General features: G+C 68.5%; 20 protein-coding genes. 10 read left to right on the plus strand and 10 right to left on the minus strand.

The annotated features are described in order from the left end of the window. Positions 1–17: 17 nt before the first annotated feature. Genes ACZ3HQ_RS07090 through ACZ3HQ_RS07115 form a run of 6 tightly spaced genes read right to left on the minus strand, consistent with a single transcriptional unit; the run spans position 18 to position 7,087 of the window. The gene (locus ACZ3HQ_RS07090) at positions 18–1,133 is read right to left on the minus strand and encodes a Zn-dependent alcohol dehydrogenase (RefSeq protein WP_467508683.1); all 1,116 of its coding nucleotides are present in this window, start codon (positions 1,131–1,133) and stop codon (positions 18–20) included. Between the two features lie 29 nt (positions 1,134–1,162). Then, entirely contained in the window at positions 1,163–2,521 is a 1,359-nt protein-coding gene (locus ACZ3HQ_RS07095) for an NAD-dependent succinate-semialdehyde dehydrogenase (RefSeq protein WP_467508684.1), read from the minus strand. After that, complete coding sequence (locus ACZ3HQ_RS07100; RefSeq protein ID WP_467508685.1) at positions 2,518–3,249, minus strand: transporter; 732 nt, start codon at positions 3,247–3,249, stop codon at positions 2,518–2,520. Before ACZ3HQ_RS07100 ends, ACZ3HQ_RS07095 begins: the two co-directional genes overlap by 4 nt. Then, on the minus strand, positions 3,246–4,640 hold the full coding sequence (locus tag ACZ3HQ_RS07105) for a flavin monoamine oxidase family protein (protein WP_467508686.1): 1,395 nt from the start codon (positions 4,638–4,640) through the stop codon (positions 3,246–3,248). The genes ACZ3HQ_RS07100 and ACZ3HQ_RS07105 overlap by 4 nt, the downstream gene beginning before the upstream one ends. After that, positions 4,624–5,559: an alpha/beta fold hydrolase gene (locus tag ACZ3HQ_RS07110; protein WP_467508687.1), complete on the minus strand. Its 936-nt coding sequence runs from the start codon at positions 5,557–5,559 to the stop codon at positions 4,624–4,626. Before ACZ3HQ_RS07110 ends, ACZ3HQ_RS07105 begins: the two co-directional genes overlap by 17 nt. After that, positions 5,552–7,087, minus strand: coding sequence for a flavin-containing monooxygenase (locus tag ACZ3HQ_RS07115; RefSeq protein WP_467508688.1), 1,536 nt, complete (start codon positions 7,085–7,087; stop codon positions 5,552–5,554). The genes ACZ3HQ_RS07110 and ACZ3HQ_RS07115 overlap by 8 nt, the downstream gene beginning before the upstream one ends. Positions 7,088–7,267: 180 nt before the next feature. Between ACZ3HQ_RS07115 and ACZ3HQ_RS07120 the strand changes: the two genes are divergently transcribed. From ACZ3HQ_RS07120 to ACZ3HQ_RS07155, 8 genes are all read left to right on the plus strand, one after another. Continuing rightward, positions 7,268–8,716 (plus strand): APC family permease, encoded by a 1,449-nt coding sequence (locus ACZ3HQ_RS07120; RefSeq protein WP_467508689.1) that lies wholly within the window; start codon positions 7,268–7,270, stop codon positions 8,714–8,716. Between the two features lie 228 nt (positions 8,717–8,944). Next, positions 8,945–10,180: a PucR family transcriptional regulator gene (locus tag ACZ3HQ_RS07125; RefSeq protein ID WP_467508690.1), complete on the plus strand. Its 1,236-nt coding sequence runs from the start codon at positions 8,945–8,947 to the stop codon at positions 10,178–10,180. A 418-nt stretch (positions 10,181–10,598) separates the two neighbouring features. After that, positions 10,599–11,963, plus strand: a complete 1,365-nt coding sequence (locus ACZ3HQ_RS07130) for an NAD(P)/FAD-dependent oxidoreductase (RefSeq protein ID WP_467508691.1) — start codon at positions 10,599–10,601, stop codon at positions 11,961–11,963. 480 nt (positions 11,964–12,443) lie between these two features. After that, on the plus strand, positions 12,444–13,583 hold the full coding sequence (locus ACZ3HQ_RS07135; protein ID WP_467508692.1) for an acyl-CoA dehydrogenase family protein: 1,140 nt from the start codon (positions 12,444–12,446) through the stop codon (positions 13,581–13,583). Positions 13,584–13,586: 3 nt separating this feature from the next. Further along, on the plus strand, positions 13,587–15,119 hold the full coding sequence (locus tag ACZ3HQ_RS07140; RefSeq protein WP_467508693.1) for an amino acid adenylation domain-containing protein: 1,533 nt from the start codon (positions 13,587–13,589) through the stop codon (positions 15,117–15,119). Further along, the gene (locus ACZ3HQ_RS07145) at positions 15,112–15,384 is read left to right on the plus strand and encodes an acyl carrier protein (protein WP_467508694.1); all 273 of its coding nucleotides are present in this window, start codon (positions 15,112–15,114) and stop codon (positions 15,382–15,384) included. The genes ACZ3HQ_RS07140 and ACZ3HQ_RS07145 overlap by 8 nt, the downstream gene beginning before the upstream one ends. Positions 15,385–15,397: 13 nt before the next feature. Beyond that, on the plus strand, positions 15,398–16,246 hold the full coding sequence (locus ACZ3HQ_RS07150) for a class I SAM-dependent methyltransferase (protein WP_467508695.1): 849 nt from the start codon (positions 15,398–15,400) through the stop codon (positions 16,244–16,246). Continuing rightward, positions 16,243–17,106: an alpha/beta fold hydrolase gene (locus ACZ3HQ_RS07155; RefSeq protein ID WP_467508696.1), complete on the plus strand. Its 864-nt coding sequence runs from the start codon at positions 16,243–16,245 to the stop codon at positions 17,104–17,106. The genes ACZ3HQ_RS07150 and ACZ3HQ_RS07155 overlap by 4 nt, the downstream gene beginning before the upstream one ends. Before the next feature lie 154 nt (positions 17,107–17,260). Here the strand turns inward: ACZ3HQ_RS07155 and ACZ3HQ_RS07160 are convergent, their stop codons facing one another. Continuing rightward, positions 17,261–18,583: a hypothetical protein gene (locus ACZ3HQ_RS07160; RefSeq protein WP_467508697.1), complete on the minus strand. Its 1,323-nt coding sequence runs from the start codon at positions 18,581–18,583 to the stop codon at positions 17,261–17,263. A 316-nt stretch (positions 18,584–18,899) separates the two neighbouring features. Here ACZ3HQ_RS07160 and ACZ3HQ_RS07165 point away from each other — a divergent pair, with 316 nt between their 5' ends. Together ACZ3HQ_RS07165 and ispG are read left to right on the plus strand one after the other, a co-directional pair. Continuing rightward, positions 18,900–20,696, plus strand: a complete 1,797-nt coding sequence (locus ACZ3HQ_RS07165) for a 1-deoxy-D-xylulose-5-phosphate synthase (protein ID WP_467508698.1) — start codon at positions 18,900–18,902, stop codon at positions 20,694–20,696. 75 nt (positions 20,697–20,771) lie between these two features. Next, the gene (ispG, locus tag ACZ3HQ_RS07170; protein WP_467509055.1) at positions 20,772–21,911 is read left to right on the plus strand and encodes a flavodoxin-dependent (E)-4-hydroxy-3-methylbut-2-enyl-diphosphate synthase; all 1,140 of its coding nucleotides are present in this window, start codon (positions 20,772–20,774) and stop codon (positions 21,909–21,911) included. Between the two features lie 58 nt (positions 21,912–21,969). On the opposite strand, the gene ACZ3HQ_RS07175 is transcribed toward ispG, so the two are convergent. The 3 genes from ACZ3HQ_RS07175 to ACZ3HQ_RS07185 are packed head-to-tail and all read right to left on the minus strand — an operon-like array spanning position 21,970 to position 24,171. Then, complete coding sequence (locus ACZ3HQ_RS07175; protein ID WP_467508699.1) at positions 21,970–22,809, minus strand: SDR family oxidoreductase; 840 nt, start codon at positions 22,807–22,809, stop codon at positions 21,970–21,972. A gap of 23 nt (positions 22,810–22,832) precedes the next feature. Further along, positions 22,833–23,747, minus strand: coding sequence for an alpha/beta hydrolase (locus ACZ3HQ_RS07180; protein WP_467508700.1), 915 nt, complete (start codon positions 23,745–23,747; stop codon positions 22,833–22,835). A gap of 4 nt (positions 23,748–23,751) precedes the next feature. Further along, positions 23,752–24,171, minus strand: a complete 420-nt coding sequence (locus ACZ3HQ_RS07185) for a nitroreductase family deazaflavin-dependent oxidoreductase (RefSeq protein ID WP_467508701.1) — start codon at positions 24,169–24,171, stop codon at positions 23,752–23,754. Positions 24,172–24,242 lie beyond the last annotated feature (71 nt).

Raw genomic sequence — 24,242 nt, forward strand, 5'->3', positions numbered from 1 at the left:
GTGACAGTCCCCGCCTTTCAGTACGTGATCACCGAGCGGATGCCGATGCCGCGCTTCATCTGGTCGAACGCCTCGTTGATGTCCTTCAGCTCGATCACGCTCGTCACCAGGGAGTCGAGGTCGATGCGGTTGTCCATGTAGTGATCGATCAGCAACGGGAAGTCGGAAGCCGGCTTGCTGGAGCCGTAGTTCGAGCCGATGAGCGACAGTTCCTGATCGGACATGACGAAGGGATCGATGGAGACCCTCACGCCGTCCGCGACCTGCCCGGCGACCACTGCCGTGCCGCCCCGGGCCAGTACCTCGTAGGCCGACTCGATGGTGCGCGGCAACCCGATGGCCTCGATGGCGATCTCCACACCGCGTCCGTCGGTGATCTGCCGCACCCGGTCCGCGAAGTCCTCGCGGCCGTTGTTGATCAGCTCGGTCGCACCGAAGACACGTGCCTGCTGGAGCTTCTCGTCGGAGATGTCCGCGGCGATGATCTTCCGGGCGCCGGCGAGCCGGGCCCCCTGGATCGCGTTCAGGCCCACGCCGCCGCAGCCGAGGACCAGCACGGTGTCGCTCGGACGGACCTTGGCGGTGTTGACGGCCGCGCCGACGCCGGTCGTGACGGCACATCCGACGAGAGCCGACTGTGCGAACGGGGCGTCGTTCCGAATGGCGATCGCGCCGGATTCCGGCACGACGGCGTACTCGCCGAAGGTGCCGAGGCCCGCGAAGCTGTAGACGTCGCCCTCGCCGACGGAGGCGATCCGGGTTCGGCCGTCGAACGACAGATGATTCGCCGAGTGTTGGCTGACCATGTCACACAGGACCGGCCTGCCACTGATGCAATAGCGGCAGCGACGACAGGAAGGCGTCCAGGACAGCACGACGTGATCGCCCTGCTTCACCGTCGTGACACCGTCGCCGACACTCTCGACGACTCCGGACCCTTCGTGGCCGAGAATCATCGGCGAGGGCACCTCCCATTCGCCCAGGAGCACGTGGAGGTCGCTGTGGCACACCCCGCTCGCCTTGAGCCGCACGAGCACGTCTCCGGGCGGGGGCGTCGAGGGAACGGTCACCCTCTCGATCGTCAGTGGTTCGTTCGGCGTCCGGAAAACGGCGGCGTCGAATTCGATGGTCATGTCAGGCGTCCTTCCGTACGGCGTGGCGATCAGGTCCGAGCGGTGCGGATGAGCTTCTTGTTGGCGAACTCGTCGATCCCGGCCCGGCCCAGTTCGCGGCCGAAGCCGGACCGCTTGACACCGCCGAACGGCAGTTCCGCACCTTCGAGGCCGACGCCGTTGACGAAGACCATGCCCGCGTCGATCTTGTCGGCGACGCGTATCGCCTGCTCGGGGTCCGTCGTGAACACGTAGGAGCCCAGCCCGTACGGTGTCGCGTTCGCCAGCTCGACGGCCTCATCCTCGGACCCGACTCGGTAGACGGTCGCGACAGGGCCGAAGAGTTCCTCGGCCGCCGACGGCGCCGTAGGAGACACGCCGGTCAGAACGCCGGGCGGGAAGTACGCTCCCGCGCGTCGTCCCGCGGAGACGAAGGTCGCCCCGTCGTCGGTGGCTCGCTCGACCTGTTCCTCGAGGCGCTCGGCGGCGGCGACCGAGGACAGGGGCGCCAGGCCGTCGGCCATGGCGAGCACCTTCTTGGCGAACCTGTCGAGAAAAGCGTCATAGATGTCGTCGGCGACGATGACGCGCTTCCCGGCGTTGCACGCCTGCCCCGTGTTCTCGAAGCGCGTTTCGACCGCCGCGTCGACCGTGGCGTCCAGGTCGTCGGTCGACAGCACGACGAAGGGGTCCGAACCGCCCAGTTCGAGCACCACCTTCTTCAGGCTGCGCCCGGCCCTCTCGGCGACCTCCGCGCCGGCCCGCTCCGAGCCGGTGAAGGAGACGCCTCGCACCCGGGAGTCCGCGATGACGCCGGCGATCTGCTCGTGGGTGGCATAGACGTTGACGTAGCAGCCCCGGGGGTAACCCGCGTCCGTGAACAACTGCTGCAGGGCCGCGGACGACTCCGGACACTGCGGGGCGTGCTTGAGCACGATGGTGTTGCCCAGCGCGAGATTGGGTGCGGCGAATCGAGCGACCTGGTAGTACGGGTAGTTCCAGGGCATGATCCCCAGCAACGCGCCGATCGGCTGGCGACGGACGAAAGCGGTGCCCTCTCCTTCGAGCAGCTCGATCGGCTCGTCGGCGAGAAACGTGGGCGCGTTCTCGGCGTAGTACCGGTAGATGGCCGCGCTGAACTCCACCTCTGCGACGGCCTGGTCCAGCGGCTTGCCCATCTCCCGGTGGATGATCTGGGCAAGTCGCTCACCGCGCTCGATGTGCAGTTCGGCGACGGTGCCGAGCAACTGGGCACGCTGAGCCACGGAGGTCTGCTTCGACCATTGCGCGTACGCCGTGACCGCCGCGTCCAGCGCTCCGTCGACTGCCTCGTCCGTGGCGGTGGGGTACTCCTCGACCAGCTCCCCGCTCGCGGGGTCCACCACCGCGTACACGTGCTTGTCCGTCATATCGACTCCCTCTTCGTGCTCGGGGTTCCTGCGACTCCCATGGCCTGAGCCGGGGGCGCGGCCAAGGACGCGTTGTGGTCGTGCAGCGTGCGGTAGGCGCGGAAGTAGACGAATCCCTGGGTGCCCCACGTCGCCAGCGCCGCGGTGTAGAAGATCGTGCGGTTCGCGTCGTCGAACGGCAGCGGGAAGAAGTCGTAGGTCAACGCGATGGTGGTCCCGGCGGCCGTGACCAGTCCCGTCCAGATCGCCGGCCGCTTCGCGCCCGCGTCCCAGAGCCGCTTGACGAAGTACCCGAGGAAGACCGCCGTGAGGAGATTGGCGACGACGTAGAAGGCGGCGACCGAGAACGCGCCGCGGTCGGTGTGGAGATCCGCGCCGTGGAAGGGCCGGAGGAACACGCCCGCCACGATCGCGACTCCGAACACGCCGACATCGACGCCGAGGCTCGGCTTGTAGCGGTGGGTGACCTTCATCAGGCCCAGGATCAGAATGAGCGTGATGCCGACCGACCTGGAGAACGCGTCGAAGAAGTACGCCACGTCGTACATGACGCTGTCGCTGTCGGCTCCGGACAGCGACCAGAGGAGGAAGTTGCTGCCCGATGTCGCGACGACCATCCACTCGAGCCCGAGGAGGTAGTTGCCGTACCGGCGGATGAATCGCCAACCGTAGAAGTAGCCGGCGAAGATCATCCATAGGTCGGCCAGCAGGAACAGCGCGTCCTTCATCGCGACACCGCCCCCTGGGCGTCGTGGGACAGGAGGGTGACGACGCGTTCGGCGGTGCGCTGGCCCGTCAGAACCGCGCCGTTCATGGTGCCGGCCCATTCGCCGGCGGTTTCGGTGCCGGCCCAGTGGATGCGCCCGTGGGGCTCGGTCAGCGCCTTGCCGTAGCTCACGGTGGCGTGCGGGCCGGCGGCGGGGTGGGGGCCGCCCGGGGCGAACGGTTCCGATCCCCAGCAGTGGTCCATGTAGTCGATCGGGGTGCGGGCCTGCGGACCGTAGAGGTCGACGAGCTGCCGGACGACCAGGTCGCGTCGGGTTCCGGGGTCGAAGCCGTCGAAGACGCGGGGGTCGCAGAAGGTCATCAGGACGCCCGGTCCGCCGTGGGCGGGTGACACGTCGAAGGTGATGAACACGGTTCCGGTGTCGGTCACCGCCTCACCGGAGCATCCGTCGGCCCGCCAGAACGGCCTCTCGTAGGCCACGAAGGCCTTACTGAGGACGCCCATGGGCCAGGTTCGGGTGAGCCCCTGGGCCTGCTCGGGCAGAGCGGGTTCGAACTCGATGGCGGCACGGTGCTCCGGGGTGGCCGTGACGATCGCGTACCTGGCGTGGATCTCGCTGGAGTCGGTGCGGACGGTGACGCCGTCGTCGTCCTGCGCGATGCCGCGCACCGGTGTCTCCAGCCGCACCCGGTCGCCGAGCCGCTCCGCCACCCGCTTGGCGATCTCCTGGGTGGTTTCGACGAACCGGTCCTGGTTCGCTCCGCCCTCGACGTCCAGCATGTGGTTGAGCCCGCCCGCCGCACGGATGTAGCGCAGGACGTGCAGCAGGGAGACGTCTGACGGGGTGCAGCCCCACTGCACCTTGCTGACGACGGTCATCAGCGCACGGGTACTGGGCAGCGCGTTCTTCCGGTCCAGCCATTCGCCGAACGAGATGGCGTCGAGCCCGCTCGCCCCGGGCGTCTCCCACGGGGCGTTCACGTCGACGGTCGCGACCAGCTTGTTCACCGCCGTCTGTATGCGGGCCATGTCCACCAGGGTCAGCGGGGAGACCTTGGGAATGGTGCCGCTGTACGTGCGACGCCGACCCGCCATCCAGAGCACGTTGCGGCCCTGGTCGAACTGGTCGGTCGTGGTACACCCCACTCGGCTCGCGAGGTCCCGGATGGCCGTGTGGCGTGGCGCCACCCACGTCGCTCCGAGGTCGACCGGCACGCCTGCCACCTCGCCGGTGAGCGACCGGCCGCCGACCCGGTCGCGGCCCTCCAGCACCAGCACGGACCGCCCGGTGTCCACCAGCCGCTCGGCAGCGCTCAGGCCCGCGAAGCCGCCACCGACGACCACGACGTCGACCGCGGTGTCCCCGGAACCGTGCTTACGAGATCCGGACATGGTTTCCTCCTTCACCCACGCGGTTCGCGTGCTGCGAGATGTATGTAGTGACGGGGCCGACGAGGGCCTCGGGAAGGTGGTGGCCCATACCGGGAATGACCACGTGCTGCGCCGAACGGATCGCCCGGGCGGTCGCGGCGCCGCCGCTCGGGTGCACCAGCAGATCCCGGTCACCGTTGATGACCAGCGTCGGTGCCGTGATCGCGCTCAACTGGGCCGTCCGGTCTCCGGAGCGGTGGATCGCCTGGATCTGGCGCGCGACGGCGGCCGCCGGATCACCGGCGCTGCGGTCCCACCCACGCGCCGCGACGGCCGCCTCGGCCGCGTCGTCGATCGGATGTCCCAGTCCCGCGACGTGCATGGTGAGCCGCAGGTGAGCACGGACCGCCGCGGTCCTGGTCCGCGCCGGCGGGGCGGCGAGGAGCCGGATCGTCGACAGAGCCGGCCGGCCGACCTTTCGTGCCCCGGTGGTGGAGTAGATCGAGGTCAGGGACAGGACCCGCTCAGGTGCCGTGGCCGCGATCGTCTGCGCGATCATTCCCCCCATCGACCGGCCGACCAGGTGAACCCGCGAGATCCCGAGATGGTCGAGTACGCCGACGGCGTCCTGAGCCATGTCGGCCAGCGCGTACGCGTCGGCGCGCGGCCGCGCCGCGATCTGACGCCAGAGCCCGGGAGGGGGAGTGGTGACGAACGTCGACTGGCCCACGTCGCGGTTGTCGATCGCGACGACCCGAAAGCCGCGGCTGACGAGTGAGCCGACGAACGAGTCGGTCCAGAAGGTGAGGTCCTCGCCCAGTCCGGCGATGAGCAGCATCGCGGGGTCGGCCTTGTCGCCGAAGTCCCGGTAGCAGATCGTCAGTCCGGACGGCAGGGTCGCGTACTGGTCGGCGCTCTCGGCGCCGCTCGGCTCAGACACGGGTCGCTCGCTGTCCACCGGGCCGCCGCGCGGCCGACCGGCCGACGCCGAACTCGAGGTGCTCGTCGACCACCGGGCCGCGCAGGGCCTTGGCGTCCTCGGGGTAGGACATCGCCATCCGCCAGGGGGCGGACGGCCCCTGCTTCGGCAGGAACTTCTCGCCGCGCTTGGCGTATCCGGCCTGAAGGTCCATGACCGGCCTGCGCTTCGTCCCCGACGGCGCGACCGGTACCACCGTGTCGTATCCGCAGGCGTCCATGTGCCGGACCAGATCGATGAAGTAGCGGCACATCAGGCTCACCTTGAGCGTCCAGGACGAGGTGGTGTAGCCGATCGCCATCGCCCAGTTCGGGATGCCGCTCAGCAGCATGCCGCGGTAACAGAGCGCGTCCGCGACGTCGATCCGGCGCCCGTCGACCACGATGGGCATTCCGTCGAAGAGCCGCAGGTTCAGCCCCGTCGCGGTGACGATGACGTCGGCCTCCAGCTCCTCGCCCGACGACAGGATGATTCCGCGCTTGCTGAACCTCGCCACGGTGTCGGTGACGACGGAGGTCCTGCCCTCCTTGATCGCGTCGAAGAAGTCGCCGTCCGGTGCGAGGCACAGCCGCTGGTCCCAGGGGGCGTACGGCGGGTTGAAGTGCTTGTCGACGTCGAACCCCTTGGGAAGGCGTCTGATGTTCTCGCGCCGGATCAGCGCTCGCCCGGCCCTGGGGAAGGTCCGCAGGCCCTTGACGACGGCCCGGTCGACCCAGATGTTCTTGAACCGGGTCACGGCGTACCCGCGTTTTTCTCCGAGCAGCTTCGTGAGCGCGAGGGCGATCCGGTCGACACGGGGGAGCGCCATGACGTAGGTGGGAGTGCGCTGCAGCATCGTCACGTGCCGGGCGGCGCCTGCCCCGGTGGTCATCGCGGGCGCCAGCGTGATCGCGGTCGCCCCGCTGCCGATGATCACGACCTTCTTCCCGCTGTAGTCCAGATCCTCGGGCCAGTGCTGGGGATGGACGATCTGCCCCTCGAAGTCGTCCCGCCCGGGGAACTCCGGGGAGAATCCCTCGTCGTACCGGTAGTAGCCGGTGGCGGCGAAGACCCATCCCGCGCGGATCGTCCTGGTCCGGGTCTCACCCGTGGCCGGGTCCGGCGTCTGGACGGTGAGGGTCCACCGCGAATCCGCCGACGACCACTCCGAGCTGACGACCCGGTGGCTGAGCTTGAGGACGCGGTCCAGCTCGTTCTCCTCGACCGCTTCCCGCAGGTACTCCCTGATGAGGGGGGCGTCGGCGATCGCGGCCTCGTGGCGCCACGGCTTGAAGTCGTAACCGAACGTATGCAGGTCGGAGTCGGAGCGGATACCGGGATAGCGGAACAGGTCCCAGGTGCCTCCGATGTTGTCTCGCGCTTCCAGCACGGCGAGCGACTTGTCGGGGAGCTCTCGGCTGAAATAGGCGGCCGCGCCGATCCCGGAGATCCCCGCTCCGATGATCACCACGTCGAACTCCTCGACGGCGTCCAACACCTGAGCTGTCATGGCGTTTCCTCGCTGTTCCTGTGGCGGTCACCTCACTGTCGTCAGCCGCGCACGCAGTGAGAACGACAGTGAGCACCTGCTTCGCCGGGGCTCGGTGCACGGTGCACAAGCCAGTCGCACGGCTGCGCCCCTACGGTGGTCGCCGGCCGGCACCGGCCCGTGAGCTGAAAGGCGGTCGGTATGAGCGGCCTCTCGAAGACAGGGCACGACGGAGCACCCGGCGGTGAGGCGGGGTCGGTGGCCCTGCTCGACCGTGGGCTCGGCGTATCGCAGATCGTGTTCATGGTCGTAGCCGCGGCGGCGCCGCTCGGATTGGTGATCGGCGGTGTGCCCCTCGGCTTCGCGGTGAGCGGCAGCCCCGGAATGCCGCTGTTCTTCGCGCTGGCCACCGTGCTGCTGCTGGTCTTCGCCGTCGGCTTCACGCTGATGGCCGGCCGGGTACGCGACGCGGGCGCCTTCTACGCCTACATCCAGGCGGGGCTGGGCCGGATACCCGGCCTGTCGGCCGCGACTCTCGCGCTCTTCTCCTACACGCTGCTTCTCGTCGGGGTGAACGCCTACGTCGGCGTCGCGACGCGCAATGTCATCGACCGGTACGCCGGTATCGCCTCCCCGTGGTGGCTGTGGGCGCTCGTGTCGCTGGGCGTCATCGCCTTCCTCGGCTATCGCGACATCGAGCTGAGCGCCAAGGTGCTCAGTGTCGTGCTGGTGGTGGAATCCCTGCTGCTCCTGGTCATGGACTTCGCCATCGTGGGCCATGGTGGCGCCGACGGGCTGACGGCCGAACCGCTGTCGCCTTCGATGGCGGGGAACGGCTCCCTGGGCCTCGGCATGATGTTCGCCGTCTTCGGGTTCATCGGCTTCGAGGCGACGGCTGTCTTCCGCAACGAGGCCAAGGACCCCGATGCCACCATCCCGCGGGCCACGTATGTGGCGATTCTGATCATCGGCATCTTCTACTCGTTCACGGTGTGGGCGGTCGTGATGGGCGTGGGCGTCGACGCGGTGACCGGTGCCGCGAAGGCCGACCCCGAGGGCTTGGTGCTCACTGTGGCCCGGAGTCACGTCGGGCCGGTCTGGGCCGATGTGATGCAGGTACTCCTGATCACCAGTCAGTTCGCGTGCGTGCTGGCTTTCCACAACGTCGTGACGCGCTACCAGTTCGCGCTGTCCAGGGCCGGTGTCCTTCCGGCCTCACTGGGGCTCGTGCACTCCCGGCACCGCGCGCCGTCGGCGTCTTCGGCTGTGGCCTCGGCGGTCGCTTTCGCCATCACGCTCGTCGTCGCCGCGCTCGGACTCGACCCGATCGGGGATCTCTACGCCTGGTTCTCCGGCGCCGCCACCCTCGGCATCGTCCTGCTGATGGCGGCCACCAGCCTCGCGGTGATCGGCTTCTTCCGGCGCGCCGATGAGCGGCAGTCGGTGTGGCGCACGGTTGTGGCCCCGGCTGTGGCCTTCCTCGGCCTGGCCTGTGTGGTCTGCCTGATGGTCGTCAACTTCCCCCTGCTCGTCGGCACCGTCGGGGGCGCCTGGGTGATCGGCGGGTTCGTCGTCCTCTCGGCCGTGGCGGGGGCGGTGCAGGCCCTCGTTCTGCGGGTGCGCCGACGGGCCGTCTTCGATCAGCTTTAGGACGCTCCTCACGCGGCAGGGCCCGCCCGAACTCGCTCAGGTAAGTGCCGCCGAACCCCTTGCGGCCGTGCCCTGAGGCTGATAGATCTGCCGCGCGGTTTAGTGAAACTAAACGCTGCCCCCGCAGTCCTGGAGACCTGTGCGTGCGGTGGTAGATGGGCCGTACAACTGCGGGTGACGGGGCATCTTGGCAGCGTCGGCTCCTCGCGATCAGGGGAAGATGAGGACATGGAAGAGCTGTGGCCCGCGCCTCCCGACGAGGTCGCTGACGCGATCAGGTCACTCTGTCAGCGACTGCTCACGGAGACGGAGGTCATGGTCGACGCTTTCGCGGGGCCCTCTCTGCTCGCCCAGAACGATCCAGCCCTTCTCGCGGACGCGTCGCTGGTCGAGGAGGATCGCGAGCTCAACCGCTCCGATCTCGTCCAGTGGCTGACCGCGAACGTGCAGCAACCGGGGCGCCGGGTGGAGCCCTACGTCGGCCCGCGAACCACGGCGTACATCAACGACCTCGTCTGCCGGGGCATCGCGCCGGACTTCGCCGTCGCCTGGCGGGTGGCACTGGGGATCGGCTGGCGGCGATGGCTGGAGGAATGTGTGGCGGACTGCGCCGACCCCGACCTCCTCGTAGGGGTGCTGGACGTGACGGGGAAGTCGCTGGTGCAGTACGCCCTCGACTCGGTCGCGGCCCTGCGTCAGGCCGGTCTGGCCGCAGCGGTGGGCAACGCGGATTCCGAGGGCATCGCGTTGATCCAGCTCATCGCCAGCGGGGCGCCGATGGCGGAGGATCTCGCGGAAGGGCGCCTGCGCTACCGGATGGCGCGGTGGCACGCAGGTCTCGTGGTGTGGGTCGATGATCCGCGGCAGGCCGATGCGCTGAACGCGGCGATCTCCGCCGTGCGCGGCGCGGCCGGGGGCCGGTGCGCCCTGGTGGCGCGTGCCAGTGCCACGTCGCGGTGGATCTGGCTCTCGGGGGAGGCCGTTCCGGACCTTCTGCATGTGGCGAAGGCCCTCGCGGCGACCGACGAGGTCCGTGCGGCGGTGGGAAGGCCGGGACGCGGTCTCGAAGGATTCCGCTCCAGCCACCAAGACGCCTTGGCGGCGCAGGCACTGGTCATCCGGCTCGGGTCCGACCGGCGATACACCGCCTACGCCGACGTCGAGCTGCTCGACGCGCTCACGAAGGACCGTGCCGGCGCACGTCGGTTCGTCCTCAACACGCTCGGTCCGCTGGCCGAAGCCGACCCGGCACTACGGCAGGCACTCCTCACCTATGTGCAGTGCGGCTTCAACACCACTCGCGCGGCCGCCAACCTCTACGCGCACCGCAACACCGTCGAGCGCCGGGTCTCGCGGGCCAATGAGCTCTCGGCCGTCAAGGTGGAGGACAACCCGGCTCACGTCGCGGCGGCGCTGCTGGTGCTGGACATCGCGCCTGGCATCGTGGCGAGCGATCCGAACTGAACCCGCGCGACGGGGGCGAGGCGCTCCCCGGCGCCGCGCAGGTCGCCACCGTGGCGCCGCGCGGAATCCTGCGCCCTGTGCATGCGCGAGCAGACCTTCGAGTCCCCCTCCCGCACGACGGGCGGGGCGGTGCACCGGCCCGCAAGCAGCCCTGACGACGACGCCAAAGCCCGTGGTGGGGGCCGTGGTACGTTAAAGTAGATCAAATGACTTAGTCAGGCTCACGGAGCGCCGGGTGGCGCACGCGCCGGCGGACACGCGGCGAGAGCGGTTGATCGAGGCGTCCGGGCAGAGGCGCGACCGCCTGTCGCGGTCGATCCGCCGGTCGGGAACGAGGGCTTCGGGCGCGCTGTCGAGCAGGCCCTGACGCGGAGCATGCGGCAGGACAAGCACCCCATCCGAAGGAGATCAGGACAGCATGAGGACCGACGGCACGAAGTACACCGACTTCACCGGCTGGATCGACCGGCCGGACGACGTGCAGCCTGCACTGGACGGGGACCTCACCTGTGACATCGCCGTCATCGGCGGCGGCATGGGTGGCATGGCGGCCGCGCTGCGCCTCGCGGAACGCGACCAGGACGTGGTCCTGCTGGAGGCCCAGTTCTGCGGCTACGGCGCGGCCTCGCGCAACGGCGGTCAGATCGCCGGGGCGCCGGGCGGCGACCTGCGGATGCTCAGCCTCCAGTCCCCGAAGAAGATGCCGGTCATGGCCAAACTGGCGGAGAACGCGGGCCAGTACGTGGAAAACCTCATGAAGACGCACGACATCGACTGCGACTACGTGGCGAACGGCCTGGTGTGGGGTGCGGTCTCACCCCTCATGATGCTCAGGGTGCGCACTCAGGCCGCGATCCTGCGCGCCTTCGGCGGGCACGGGACTGTCGGCGACCGAGAGGAACTCGGCCTCCCCGCCGGCTTCGTGGGCGGTATGCGGGAATCCGTCGGCGGGATGCTGAACCCGGGCAAGCTCGCTCGTGGTGTGCGTCGCGCCCTGCTCGCCTCCTCGGCCAAGGTCTACGAGCAGTCGCGGGTGAGCGATGTCCGGCGGACAGGCGGCATCGTCGAGCTCACGACACCGCACGGCACCGTGCGGGCCAACAAGGTGGTGCTCGCGACCAACGCCTACGGCGGCGAGTGGGACATCACGCCCAAGAACCTCGCGACGCCGCTGTACGTCATCGAGATCGAGTCGGAACCCATCGCGCCGGAGCGGCTCGCCGAGCTGGACTGGACCAGTCGGTGCGGCATCATCACCCAGCACCAGTTGATGACCCACTACCGGCTCACCGAGCGCAACACCATCGTCTGCGGGGTCCGCCAGGCGGAGCGAGGCCAGACCTACCCGCTCCCGGACCGGGTCCCGGACCCCCGTGTCGTGCGGGACATGGGGAAGGATCTGGCCAACCGGTTCCCGTCGCTGTCCGACGTGGCCATCGAGCGGGCCTGGGGCGGTTGGATCGGCATCAGCCCGGACTGGCTGGCGGTCGCCGGGCAGGTGGGCGACAACGTCTTCTACTCGATGGCCTGCAACGGCCACGGCCTCTGTCAGGTGCCGTACGTGGCCCATCAGCTCGCCGACTACGTCGTCGACGGTGAGATGTCGGACGACCTCGCCGGCATCTGGTCGAACACCTCGAAGTACCCGCCGTCGATGTCGCTGCTGATGCAGCCGTTCGTCCTCCGGTCCATCTGGGGGCTGGACCGGTTCAACGACTTCTTCAACGGCAGCAGGACGCTGGCGCGACGGGCGCTCCGTCGTCGCGGGCGCGGGGACTCCTGAAGGCTGCGGAGACTCCTGAAGGCTTGGGTGACGCGACGGCGCCGCTCCGTGGTGGCGCTGCTCGGCCCGTTGGCGGCTCAGGACGAGGTGCCTGGAGAATGATCTCGACCTCAGTCGCCTTCTGGGCATGTGGCACACCCACCTCCGCGCCGCCGCGGGCGCCTCGCGCGAGCGCCCCATGAAGGCGGCGGACGCCTCCACCGATGGCCGCAGGGTCTCGGGTGCCCGTGGATGAGCGCGTTACAGGCGCCCCGTAACGTTCTGTGGTGACGGCGCGTCAGGATGGTGATCTGGAGCAAGGTCCGCGCGCATGCTCACAAAGTTGCGTCGTTTGCACGTCGTCCCTCCCGACCGAGCCTTCCCGGTGATGCGCGGCAGTGCCACGCTCGTTGCACCCGGATCGTTTGACGGTGCCTGGGTGCGCTCCGGCAGTACCGGAGGCTCCGACGACACTCACGTGTGACGCGGAAAGGGCGGCAGGTGGACTTCACGCTGACCTCCGAACAAGAGCAACTGCGCGAGGAGACCGATCGATTCGCCCGGAGCGAGCTCAGCCGTTCGGCGTCGGTCCAGGGTGGATCCCTTTTCCGTGAAAGATGGCAACGTTGCGCCAAATTCGGCGTGCAGGGAATGCCGTTCCCCACCGAGTACGGCGGCCAGGGCGCCAGCCTGCTGACTACTGTGCTGATGCTGGAGGAACTGGGCTACGGCTGCCCCGACAGCGGGTTGCTGTTCTCGTTGGGTGCCCACATGTGGTCGTGCGCACTGCCGGTGTGGCGCTTCGGCGACCCACGTCAGAAGGACCGCTACCTGTCCTCGCTCTGTGACGGGTCCATGATCGGCGTGCAAGCGGTCACGGAGTCCGGGTCCGGTTCGGACGCACTCGCCGTCGGCACCACCGCAAGACGAGATGGTGACGGCTATGTCCTCGATGGAGTCAAGACCTTCATCACCAACGCGCCTGTCGCTGATGTGTTCGTGGTGCTCGCTCGCACGAGTCACGGCGCCGGTCTCGGTGGCCTGGGTGCCTTCATCGTCGAGCGCACCGCACCGGGTCTGTCCGTGGGTGAGCCGTTCGCGAAGCTGGGCCTCGCCTCGTCTCCCATGAGTGAAGTGGTGCTGTCGGACTGCCGGGTGCCTGCCTCGGCGCTGCTGGGTGGTCCCGGGGCGGGAGCAACCGTGTTCCACACGACCATGGAGTGGGAGCGCAGCTTCATCATGGCCACGGCTCTCGGCACCATGCGCCGTCAACTGGAGGAATCGGTGGCACACGCGCGTGGCCATACGCGATCCGGCGAGCCGATCGGCCGGAACCAGGCGGTCGCCCATCGCATCGCGGACATGCGGGTGCGGCTGGAAGCGGCCCGACTGCTGCTGTACCGCTTGGCGTGGCTGAAGGACCAGGGCAGGCGTACGGGACCGGAGTCCTCCATTGTGAAGCTGTTCCTGAGTGAGGCGCTGGTCGAGTCCAGCATGGCGGCGTTCACCACCCACGGCGCGTACGCCTACATGTCCGGCACCTCGCAGGAACGGGACGTGCGGGATGCTCTGGCGAGCCGCATCTATTCCGGCACGTCCGACATCCAGCGAGTCGTCATCGCACGCATGATGGGGCTGTGACGCATGTCCGACCTACTGCATAGGCTGATCGTCGACCAAGTCGCACGCGCCCCTCAAGCTACCGCCGTCATCGATGAGCACGGCACCACGGACTACGCAGAGCTGGACTTACGTGCCAACCAAGTGGCCCACCTGTTGCTCTCCTTGGGGGTGAGGCCCGGCGACCGGGTGGGACTCTGCTTGCCACGGACGGCGGAGGCTCTCCTCGGTGTCTACGGGACTCTCAAGACCGGCGCCGCTTACGTACCGTTGCCGCTGAACGCTCCGACCGCGCGGTTGCGCACCATCGTGGCTGACGCGGGGATCCGCGTGGTGTTGGCGGCGCGGCGGGATACCAGCCGGCTGCTGGCTGACCTCGGCGGAGACGATTCGCCCGTCTCCCAGGTGGTGTCGCCGCGAGCCGCGGCTCCGATGCCCGGCCGCCCTCCGACGGTGGAGGTCCGCCCGGACGATCTGGCCTATGTGCTGTACACCTCCGGCTCGACCGGCTCCCCCAAGGGAGTGATGATCTCCCATCGCAACGCTTTCGCATTCGTGCGATGGGCAGCCCAGGAATTCGGTGTCACCGCGGAGGACCGGCTTGCCAATCACGCTCCGCTCCATTTCGACCTTTCCGTATTCGACGTGTTCGGTGCTGCGTGGGCTGGGGCGGCGGTGGTGCCTGTGCCTGCGGGGGCTGCCGCCTTCCCCATGACGCTGGCCCGGTTCATTCGCGACCGGCGGATCACGATCTGGTACTCGGTGCCCTCGGCGCTGAACCTGATGGTGACACGAGGCGAACTGCGTGCCGGCGACCTTCCCGCTCTGCGGCTGGCTCTCTTCGCTGGTGAGCCGTATCCCGTTGCCCAGCTCAGGCGGGCCATGGAAGTGCTGCCCACCGCACGCTTCTACAACCTCTACGGCCCCACCGAGACGAATGTCTGCACCTATTTTCCAGTGCCCCGCCCTCTTCCGCGGGACTGCACAGCGTTGCCCATCGGCACAGCACTGCCCGGAGTGGAGCTGTGCGCCGTGACCGACGAGGGGCGCCTGGCTGATGTCGGCGAGGCTGGGGAATTGTGCGTGCGCGGACCGACCGTGATGCGCGGTTACCTCGGGGACACCGACCGCACGGCGCGGGCGCTGCGGCCCGCGCCCGACCAGCCGGATACTCCCGCTTACCACACCGGCGACCTGGCTTTCCGGGACGGCAAGGGCTGCTGGCACTTCATCGGCAGGCGCGACTCTCAGATCAAGACGCGGGGTTACCGGGTCGAGCTCGGCGAGGTGGAACAGGCTGTGGCAAGTCATCCGGCAGTCCTGGAATGCGCCGCAGTCGCCGTGCCGCACGAGGCGTTCGGCAACCTCATCGCTGCGTTCGTGGTGCTGTGCGAGGAGGCGACAACCGCCCAGTTGATCGCTCACTGTCGCAGCGTGCTGCCGGGCTACATGGTCCCCTGGCAGTTGCGGAACATGTCCTCGCTACCCAGGACCAGCACAGGGAAGATCGATCACCGTCGGCTGAAGACAGAGATGGAGGAGAGTCCTGATGCGTGACATCTCCGACGACGTAAGGAAGTTCATCCTGGAGAACCTTGTCTGGGAAGGTGCTGCGGACGATCTCACGGATGATCTGCCGCTGATGGAGTCGGGAGCCCTCGACTCTCTCGGCCTGCTCTCCCTGGTCGCACATCTTGAGGACACGTTCCACATCCTGGTGGCCGACCGCGACATCGTCCCGGAGAATTTCGGGACGCTCAAGGACATCGATCGGTACGTCGCCCACAAGCAGGCTGCCTCGCGGGCACAGAAGCCGGCCTGAACGGGGAAGAGCAATGACCTTCGTCCACGGATACGAGTTCGACGCCATGTCACGTCGACCCTTGTACGCCGAGGTGACCCGGCGCCTGGTCGACGCCTGTGCGCCGCACGCTGACGATGTCGTCGCCGACATCGGATGCGGTTCGGGACTGGCCACCCAACTCATCCTCGGCCGTACGTCGCACTCCGGTTCCGTGGTCGGGATCGACCCCTCGGAGCACGAGCTGGCCATCGCGCGGAAGCGGCTGTCGGACCCGAGGGTGAGCTTCGTCCAGGGCCGTGCTCAGGACCTGGACTCGCTGGTCGGCCGCGTGGATGTCGCGGTGCTCAGCAACGTCATGCATCAGATCCCCGCGGCCGAGCGGCCGTCCGTGCTCGACGGCTGCCACCGACTGCTCACACCAGGCGGCCGCTGCGCGCTCAACACCTTGTTCTACGAAGGAGCCGTCCTTCCCGAGACCCGGCTGTTCTACGCCCGGTGGCTCCACGGCGCACGCGCCCACCTGAGGAAAGAGGGCAGCGATCTCGTGCTGCGGCGGGACAGGCCGGTGGCGCTTCAGACTCTTACGCCGCAGGACCACGAGGACCTGTTCACCCAGGCAGGGTTCTCGCGGATCAGGATCGAGGAGGTCGTGTACGCGTGGTCGCGGGCCGACTGGGAGGCTCTGTGCACGTACTCGGTGTTCGTGGAGGGCGCCACCGGACTCAGCGACTTGGCCCTCGGCTCGGGAGCGCTCCTCGCGGGTCTGCGGACCGCCTTCACCCAGCTCGACCTGGCCGTGGTGCCCCGGCGCTGGCTCTTCGTCTCGGGGGTCAAACAGGCCGAAGCCCGGGAAAGCGCGACCAGGACGACGCGCGCATGACAGGTCGCGAGTTCCCGGTCGTACGAACGGCCTCCGTGTGCAGCGAAGGCGCGAACATCGTCTACGAGGTCCGAGGCAGCGGGCCGCCTCTGCTGATGATCGCCGGGGCCGGCGGCGACGCGGCGCGCCATCGTCCAGTCACGCGAATCCTGGCCCCCACCTACACGCTGCTCAGCTATGACCGACGCGCCACCGCACGCAGCACCGGAGACACCGAGGCCGACATGGACATCGCGCAACAGGCCCGCGATGCACTCGCGGTCGTCCATGCCGCCGGATACGAGCAGGCGTACGTCTTCGGCAGCAGCGGGGGTGCCGTCATCGGTCTCGAGCTGGCGACCCGGTACAACGAGGCGGTCGCAGCCCTGGTGGCCCACGAGCCGCCCACGGTGACGGTTCTGCCGGACGCCGAGGACTGGCTCGCGTACGTGCATGGCGTTCGCGACGCCGTCTTCGACCAAGGCGTGCCTACGGCCACCGAAAGCTTTTTTTCGGCTCTCAAGGGAATCAACGGGCCCGAGCGCCCACGCGCCCCGCAGGGCCGTCCCCCTGTCCGACGTGTCCCGCCCGGATTCGACCACTTCCTCCTCCGGGAGCTGCTGCCCTTCACTACGTACGTCCCCGACCTCGATCGCATTCGGGCCAGTGGGGTGCCGGTCGTCACTGGCGTGGGCCGCGCCAGCAGGGACGCCTACTACGCACGTGCAGCACGCCTGCTCGCCGAGCGGTTGGGCTGTCCATGCATCGAGTTCTGCGGCCACCATCTGGCCTTCCGGTCCAGCCCCAAGTCATTTGCCTCCACCTTGCATCACATACTGGCGCGGTACGCTCCGCCTCCGCTGAAATCGCCGAGCGCCTAGCTTGGCTCATGTGTGGCGAGAATACCTGGCCGCTGGGATGATGCACTCATGCAAGATCCAGCCGACTATGTATTCGCCGCCGAAATTCGGGGCGATGTTCACCGAGTCCTGCCGGGACATCCGCTGCGGCTCTGTGACACACGGTGCACGGTGTCTACGAGGACACCTCCAGGAGCGACCGTATCCGCTGATCGAGTACGGCAGCCCGACGATGACGCCCATGGGGACGCAGTAGACGGTGCGCCAACTGAATGGCCTTCGTCGCTTTCGCGGATCGAAACTCGGGGTAGTGCCGGATAAAGATCTCCCAGATGTCGACAGCCTGGTCGATCTTACCGACCTTGAAATGCATTTCGGCCAGTCTGGCTCTGGTGAGCGCGCCGGGTAACACTTCCGCAGGGGCCCGCAGCCGTAGCGAGGTGTTCAGCGCCGAGACGGCCCCCTCGTGGTCGCCCATCACCGCCAGCGCCTCGGCCTGCTGGTAGTACAGGGCGGACGTGGGGTAACTGTCGAACGGCCCCACGACCTCTCTGGGGGCGCGGGCCTGTGATCTCTCGGCTCTTGAGAGAGTGATCGATGCCGCTCGCTGATCGTGATGGGCGAGGATGACCGCCAACTGGCTCTCGGTGTAGGCGCGCACAGCGAGCGGCGCATGGCGGTCGGCGAGCTCGGCGAGCCGGAGGACGACCGCCGTGTGATGACCACGGCCGTAGGCGTGCGCGGCCATGGCCCGCAGGGAGATGGCGAGAGCGGCTTCATCGCCCGCCTCGGCGGCGAGCCGGGCGGCGATCAGGTGGTACTGCTGCGCTGTCGCGTCGTGACCGCTGTCGATGGACATGTTGCCGAGCAGCAGTGTGAGCCGGGCGGCGGACGAGAGAAGCGCGGGGCGCGCCGGCGGGCGGATGGGGGCGCTCAGCCGGGGCAGCACCTCGTGCGCCACGTAGGCGCTGAGTGCGACGATCGTGTGTCGTCCGCCGTGCCGGTCGGCCCCTGCCGCGAACAGCGCACCCATGTCGGCCATACCGTCCGCTTCGAAGCTGACACCGCGTGGCGAGAATTCGGCGGCCAGGAACGAGTCGATCGCCGGCGGAGTCAAGGCCGCGAGCGTGTAGACGCCGTTGCCCTCCGACAGCGGTTGGTTCGGATCGAGTTCGGCTCTGGTGAGCCGGGCAAGCCTGTGCAACGGATCGGCCGTCCATGAAGGCCCCGCTATGACCACGGGTGCGCTGCTGAGGCCGGCTTCGCGGGCGGTGACGCGTCTGCCCAGGCGCCTGGAGAGGCACTCCAGGATGAGCTCGGGATAGGGGGGCCTGGGGCGCGTTCCGTTGAGCCAGCGCCGGACTGTCGTGTGATGGCATGACAGGGCGACCCCGTCTTCGGCCGCGAGCTTGCGAATTGCCTGGGCCAGTTGCACCGGACCCCAGTCGGCGGCTCGCAGGATGCTCTGCAGTCCGTAATTCTTCGGGACGGTGGCCATTTTCCCTCCCTGGAGGCTCAAAACCGACTTCGCCCATGAGCGGCTGGCGCGACCGTGCGTCATATAAATTTCCATACCGCTCGCCCGGGAAAAGGGAAAGAGGTCACTCACCGCCCCTGCCCCGGCGATGCACTGTCATGACAAAGGGCGGGCGCAGGGCCGAAAGACAAAGAATTCACAAGGTTGCACAAAATGCTATCTGCCGGACGGAGGGAGCCGCTGACTTCCCTGGTAACCCGATGCTGGACTGACGAGACGCTGCCGAACGGCCGACGCGATGCCGTTGTCCGAGTTCCCTCGAGGAAGGGTGAGTGCCATGTCGGAGTTGCCTGACGAACCGGGCGCGCGACTGGCCCGGTTCCAGGGGCCTGAGTCCGTTCGCGGGGTGCCGACGGAGCGGCTGCAGGCGCTGGCGGAGACCATACGGTCGTTCCTGGTGGATGTGGTCAGCGAGACCGGTGGCCATCTGGGACCCAATCTCGGCGTGGTGGAACTCACCCTGGCACTGCACCGGGTGTTCCGGTCGCCACACGACACGCTGCTCTTCGACACCGGCCACCAGACCTATGTCCACAAGGCGCTGACGGGCCGCGCCGGCCGGTTCGCCTCGCTGAGGAAGCGTCACGGGCTGTCCGGGTACCCCTCGCGAGCGGAGTCGGTGCACGACCTGGTCGAGAACTCCCACGCCTCAACGGCGCTCTCGTACGCCGATGGACTGGCCAAAGCTCGTCTGCTGGCGGGGGAACGGGACCGCACGGTGGTGGCCGTCATAGGCGACGGTGCGTGCACCGGAGGCATGGCCTGGGAGGCGCTGAACAACCTGGGGCGCACGACTGGCTCCCCCGTGATCGTCGTCCTGAACGACAACGGGCGCTCTTACGCGCCCACGGTGGGTGGATGGGCCGCTCACCTGGCCGCCCTGCGCACCGGCGTGGGCAGGGACCGCAATCTCTTCACGGACATGGGCTTCGCCTACACGGGTCCCGTCGATGGTCACGATGTGACCGCCGTCGAGCAGGCGCTGCGTGCCGCGCGAGACCTGAAGCGTCCGGCCCTCGTGCACGTCGTGACCGTGAAGGGCAAGGGATATCCGCCCGCGGAGAAGGACGAGGCGGACCGCCTGCACGCGGTCGGAGCCGCCACCCCGCCGGGAACGCGCGGCGGCGACGCCGTTTCCTGGACCAGCGTGTTCGGTGAAGCTCTCGCCGAGCTGGCCGCCGCACGCCCGGAGGTCGTGGCGATCAGCGCGGCGATGGTGCGGCCCACCGGCCTGGACCGTATGGCGGACCTGTTCCCCGGACGTGTCTTCGATGTCGGCATGGCCGAGCAGCACGCGGTCACGTCGGCCGCCGGACTGGCCATGGGTGGCGCGCATCCGGTGGTCGCCATCTACGCCACCTTCCTCAACCGTGCTTTCGACCAGGTCCTGATGGACGTGGCCCTGCACCGGCTGCCAGTCACTCTCGTACTGGACCGGGCGGGCATCACGGGACCGGACGGGCCCTCCCACCACGGTCTGTGGGACATCAGCCTGCTCGGTGCCGTACCGGGCCTGCGTCTCGCAGCGCCCCGGGACGCGGAGCAACTGGTCGAACAGCTCCGGGAGGCGGTCGACCACGATGTTGGTCCGACCGTCGTCCGCATGCCCAAAGCGAACACCGGGCCTGCCGTGGCCGCGCGAATGCGCCGAGGTGGCGTCGATGTCTTGAGCCGAGGGCGGGCTTCAGATGTCCTCCTCGCCGTCGTGGGTCCGCTGGCCGGTGTCGCCCTGCAGGCCGCGCGTCTGCTGGAGGGACACGGGCTGAGCGTGACCGTGGTGGATCCCCGCTGGGTGCTGCCGGTTCCGCTGCCGCTGGTGGAAATGGCCCGAAGCCACAGGCTCGTGGTGAGCGTGGAGGACGGCATCGTCCGAGGCGGGTTCGGCTGGGAGCTGGCCGACTCCTGCCGCTGCGCCGGTGTGACCGCCCCCGTGCTGCCGCTGGGTCTTCCCGCCGCTTTCGTGGCACACGGGTCGCGGGGCGCGCTGCTGGCGGAGAACGGCCTCGACGCGCCGTCCATCGCCGCCGCGGTGAGGGACGCGTATGCCGGTCTTCGTCACCGCTGCCGCGCCTGACCGGCCGCGCCGGGGCGCGTCGGTCACGCGACCGCACAGTTCGTGATCATCACTCAGTGGACCAAGGAGGCTTCCGTGCCGCCCATCGACCTGGGGCTCCCCGCCCCGCCCCCGCCGGGACCACCCCGGCGGCGCGCGAAACAGATCCACGTCGGTCGGGTGCCGGTGGGAGGAAGGGCGCCCATCAGCGTGCAGACCATGACCACTACACCGACGACGGACGTGGATGCCACCCTCCAGCAGATCGCCGAGGCCACGGCCGCCGGCTGCGACATCATCCGCGTCGCTGTCCCGTCCGCCGACGACGCCGAGGCACTCCCGCGGATCGTCGCTCGTTCGCCGATACCCGTGATCGCGGACATCCACTTCCAGCCGCGTTACGTGTTCGCCGCCCTCGACGCGGGCTGCGCGGGAGTCCGGGTGAACCCTGGCAACATACGCCGGTTCGACGATCAGGTCGGCTCGATCGCGAGGGCCGCCACCGACGCCGGAGTGCCGATCCGTATCGGCGTCAACGCCGGTTCCCTGGACCGGCGTCTGCTGGACAAGCACGGCGGTCCCACGCCTCGGGCGCTGGTGGAGTCGGCGCTCTGGGAGTGCTCTCTGTTCGAGGAGCACGGCTTCACCGACCTGAAGATCGCGGTCAAGCACCACGACCCGCTCACGGTGATCGCCGCCAACCGGCTGGTCGCCGAGCACTGCGACTACCCGCTCCACCTGGGCGTGACGGAGGCCGGACCCGCGTTCCAGGGCGCGATCAAGTCCGCTGTGGCCTTCGGAGTACTGCTCGCGGAGGGCATCGGCGACACCATCCGGGTGTCGCTGTCGGCTCCGCCCGTCGACCAGGTCAAGGCGGGCTGCCAGATCCTGGCCTCGCTCGGACTGCGCCCGCGGCGACTGGAGATCGTCTCCTGCCCCGGCTGCGGCCGTCTCCAGGTGGACCTGCACAGACTGGCAGCACAGGTGGAAGCGGCCTTCGAGGGATTCCCGCACGCCCTGCGGGTCGCCGTGATGGGCTGTGTGGTCAACGGCCCGGGTGAATCCCGTGAGGCCGACCTCGGCGTGTCCTGCGGCAACGGCAAAGGCCAGATCTTCCGCAAGGGGGAGGTCGTCAGGACCGTCCCCGAGTCCCGCATAGTCGACGTGCTGCTGGAAGAGGCTCTGGCTCTCACCGGGGAGGCGTCACACGACTCGGACGACGTGAGCGCGACCTGAGGAACGAGGCGTCGGCCGCGAGTGGCCCTCGCGGCCGACGGGGTCGAGGCGCCTGCCCTCAGGGGGCCTCGTGCGCGAGGTCCGGGGCCAGTTCCCGTGAGGCCCGCACCTGTTCGAGGATCTGCCGCCCCAGGGCTTCGACCGCCTCGGTGGCGTCCGCTCCCGCAATGAAGCGCGATGGCGGCTCGTCCATCTCGGTGATCCTCAGCAGGGCGGCGGCCAGCTTCGCAGGATCACCGACCTGTCGGCCGTTCACCTCCTGCAACATCTGCCGCATGGCGGTCCCGCGTTCGGCATAGTCGTCGATCGCCGCTTCCGTCCAACTCGTGGAGGCTTCGGACAGCAGCCCCGTGCGGAAGAAGCCGGGTTCCACGGTCGTGGCGCGGATGCCGTACGGTCGCACCTCCTCCCGCAGCGTCTCCATCCAGCCCTCGACAGCGAACTTGGACGCGACGTAGGCGGCGGCGAACTCGAAACCGACCAGTCCGACGAAGGACGAAACGGTCACCAGGTGGCCGGAGCGCTGTCGGCGCATCACCGGCAGGACAGCGCGGGTGACGTTCATGGGCCCGAAGAGATTCGTCTCGATCTGCTGCCGCATCTGAGCCGGCGACACCTCCTCGAAGTAGCCCACCTGGACGCTCGCGGCGTTGTTGACGAGCACGTCCATCCGGCCGAATTCCTCCAGGGCGGAGTCGACCGCTTTCGCCGCGGCACCGCTGTCCCTGATGTCGAGTTGCAGCGTCAGCAGGCCGTCCCGCGGACCACCCAGGCTGGTGGCCGCTCGGTGAGAATCGCGTGCGGTGGCCACCACGCGATGCCCGGCGGCCAAGGCAGCCTTCGCGATGTCGAGGCCGAGTCCTCGGCCGGCGCCGGTGATGAAGAAGACCTTGGTCATGGTGGTTCCTCCTGATCTACCGGTCAGATGTTCAGGCTCTTGTGGAAGAAATCGGCGAGCTTGTCGGTGGCGGGCGTGAGGTACTCCTCGCGATCGAAGAGGTCGACGTGCGTGGCCCCGTCGATCCAGAACAGCTCTTTGGGGCCCTGAGCCATGTCGAGAAGGCGGCGGCTCTGGTTTGCGACGGCGGACTCGCTGCCCTCGATCAGCAGCAGAGGACGGGGGGCGAGCAGATACATCGTCGAGGCAGGGTCGAACTGCACGAGGTGGTCCACGCTGCGGAGCACGAACCGGCTCGTCGAGCGCGGATGGGCGCCGCGCTCGGTCTCGTAGTACTCCCACACCTCGTGAAAGAGGTCGGGCAGGGGCGCTATCTCCTCCCATGTCGCCGGGAAGATGCGTTGCAGCCGGACGTCCTTGCCCTGAGCCTCCTCGGTTCGGGCCCGGCCCGCTTCGGCCAGCAAGGCACGCAGTGCCGTTGTGGTTTGTTCGCCGAACAGGCCGTCGCGGAACATACTGCCGACGTCCACGGAAGAGACCCCGGCTACCGCCTTGATCCTCAGGTCGGTCTGTGCCGCGTAGGGCATGTAGGCGCCAGAGGCGAAGAGGCCGAGCCCGCCGATGCTTTCCGGGTCCACCTCGCCGCGCGTGGACAGGAAGGAGACGGCGCTGCGGATGTCCTCGGCCCGCTGGCCGGGGGTCTCCAGAAGCCGGGGCTGCCCTTCGCTCTCGCCCTGGTAAGCGGCGTCGAAGACGAGAGTGACGAATCCCTTGGCCGCGAGTCGCTCGGCGTAGGCGGATGCCGCCTGTTCCTTCACTCCTCCCCACGGCGTCGAGATCACGATTGCCGGGAGGGTGCCCTCCTGGCGCCCGTCCGGGGTGTGGAGGTGTCCGACGAGTTCGAGGCCGTTGCTCGGGAAGGTGACGGTCGTTTTCATGGCCTCACTCACTCTCCTGGGGTTCGAGGGAGAAGATGCGGAACGTTCGGTGACTGCTGTCCAGGTACTTCTGGTAGACGGCGGCGAATGCCGTGAACTCCTTCCAGACGAGGTGGTGTTCGGCGCCGGTGAGCAGTCGGGCCCTGACGGGACGGCTGCGGTTTCCGAGGGTGACGGTCGCCCTGGGATCGGCCAGCAGATTGGCCGACCAGGCGGGGTGCTCCCTTCGGCCGAAGTTGGAGGCGACGACGACGAGGGCGTCGCCGTACGGCTTGTAGAAGAGCGGGGTGGACCGTCGCTTGCCGCTGCGTCGGCCGGTGGTGGTCAGCAGCAGGGCGAAGGCACTGGTGTTGCCGATCGAGCTGTAGCGGCCCGAGGTGCGGGTGAGCAGGAAACGGTCGACGGGCACCATGGCGGTGCGCATGAACGCGATGAACGACGGCCGGTGAGCAAGCCGTTGCATGAGAATCAGGGGCAGGTCCCTGAGACGCGGGC

Source organism: Streptomyces sp. NPDC018263 (genome assembly GCF_055562575.1).

Bases quoted from the DNA above. Each gene is read 5' to 3' on its own strand.
- ACZ3HQ_RS07175 (WP_467508699.1), bottom strand. From the start codon at position 22,809: ATGACCAAGGTCTTCTTCATCACCGGCGCCGGCCGAGGACTCGGCCTC.
- ACZ3HQ_RS07145 (WP_467508694.1), top strand. From the start codon at position 15,112: ATGCGTGACATCTCCGACGACGTAAGGAAGTTCATCCTGGAGAACCTT.
- ACZ3HQ_RS07115 (WP_467508688.1), bottom strand. From the start codon at position 7,087: ATGACAGCTCAGGTGTTGGACGCCGTCGAGGAGTTCGACGTGGTGATC.
- ACZ3HQ_RS07160 (WP_467508697.1), bottom strand. From the start codon at position 18,583: ATGGCCACCGTCCCGAAGAATTACGGACTGCAGAGCATCCTGCGAGCC.
- ACZ3HQ_RS07100 (WP_467508685.1), bottom strand. From the start codon at position 3,249: ATGAAGGACGCGCTGTTCCTGCTGGCCGACCTATGGATGATCTTCGCC.
- ACZ3HQ_RS07180 (WP_467508700.1), bottom strand. From the start codon at position 23,747: ATGAAAACGACCGTCACCTTCCCGAGCAACGGCCTCGAACTCGTCGGA.
- ACZ3HQ_RS07165 (WP_467508698.1), top strand. From the start codon at position 18,900: ATGTCGGAGTTGCCTGACGAACCGGGCGCGCGACTGGCCCGGTTCCAG.
- ACZ3HQ_RS07185 (WP_467508701.1), bottom strand. From the start codon at position 24,171: ATGCGCACCGCCATGGTGCCCGTCGACCGTTTCCTGCTCACCCGCACC.
- ACZ3HQ_RS07140 (WP_467508693.1), top strand. From the start codon at position 13,587: ATGTCCGACCTACTGCATAGGCTGATCGTCGACCAAGTCGCACGCGCC.
- ACZ3HQ_RS07155 (WP_467508696.1), top strand. From the start codon at position 16,243: ATGACAGGTCGCGAGTTCCCGGTCGTACGAACGGCCTCCGTGTGCAGC.
- ACZ3HQ_RS07150 (WP_467508695.1), top strand. From the start codon at position 15,398: ATGACCTTCGTCCACGGATACGAGTTCGACGCCATGTCACGTCGACCC.
- ACZ3HQ_RS07095 (WP_467508684.1), bottom strand. From the start codon at position 2,521: ATGACGGACAAGCACGTGTACGCGGTGGTGGACCCCGCGAGCGGGGAG.
- ACZ3HQ_RS07130 (WP_467508691.1), top strand. From the start codon at position 10,599: ATGAGGACCGACGGCACGAAGTACACCGACTTCACCGGCTGGATCGAC.
- ACZ3HQ_RS07120 (WP_467508689.1), top strand. From the start codon at position 7,268: ATGAGCGGCCTCTCGAAGACAGGGCACGACGGAGCACCCGGCGGTGAG.
- ACZ3HQ_RS07125 (WP_467508690.1), top strand. From the start codon at position 8,945: ATGGAAGAGCTGTGGCCCGCGCCTCCCGACGAGGTCGCTGACGCGATC.
- ACZ3HQ_RS07105 (WP_467508686.1), bottom strand. From the start codon at position 4,640: ATGTCCGGATCTCGTAAGCACGGTTCCGGGGACACCGCGGTCGACGTC.
- ACZ3HQ_RS07090 (WP_467508683.1), bottom strand. From the start codon at position 1,133: ATGACCATCGAATTCGACGCCGCCGTTTTCCGGACGCCGAACGAACCA.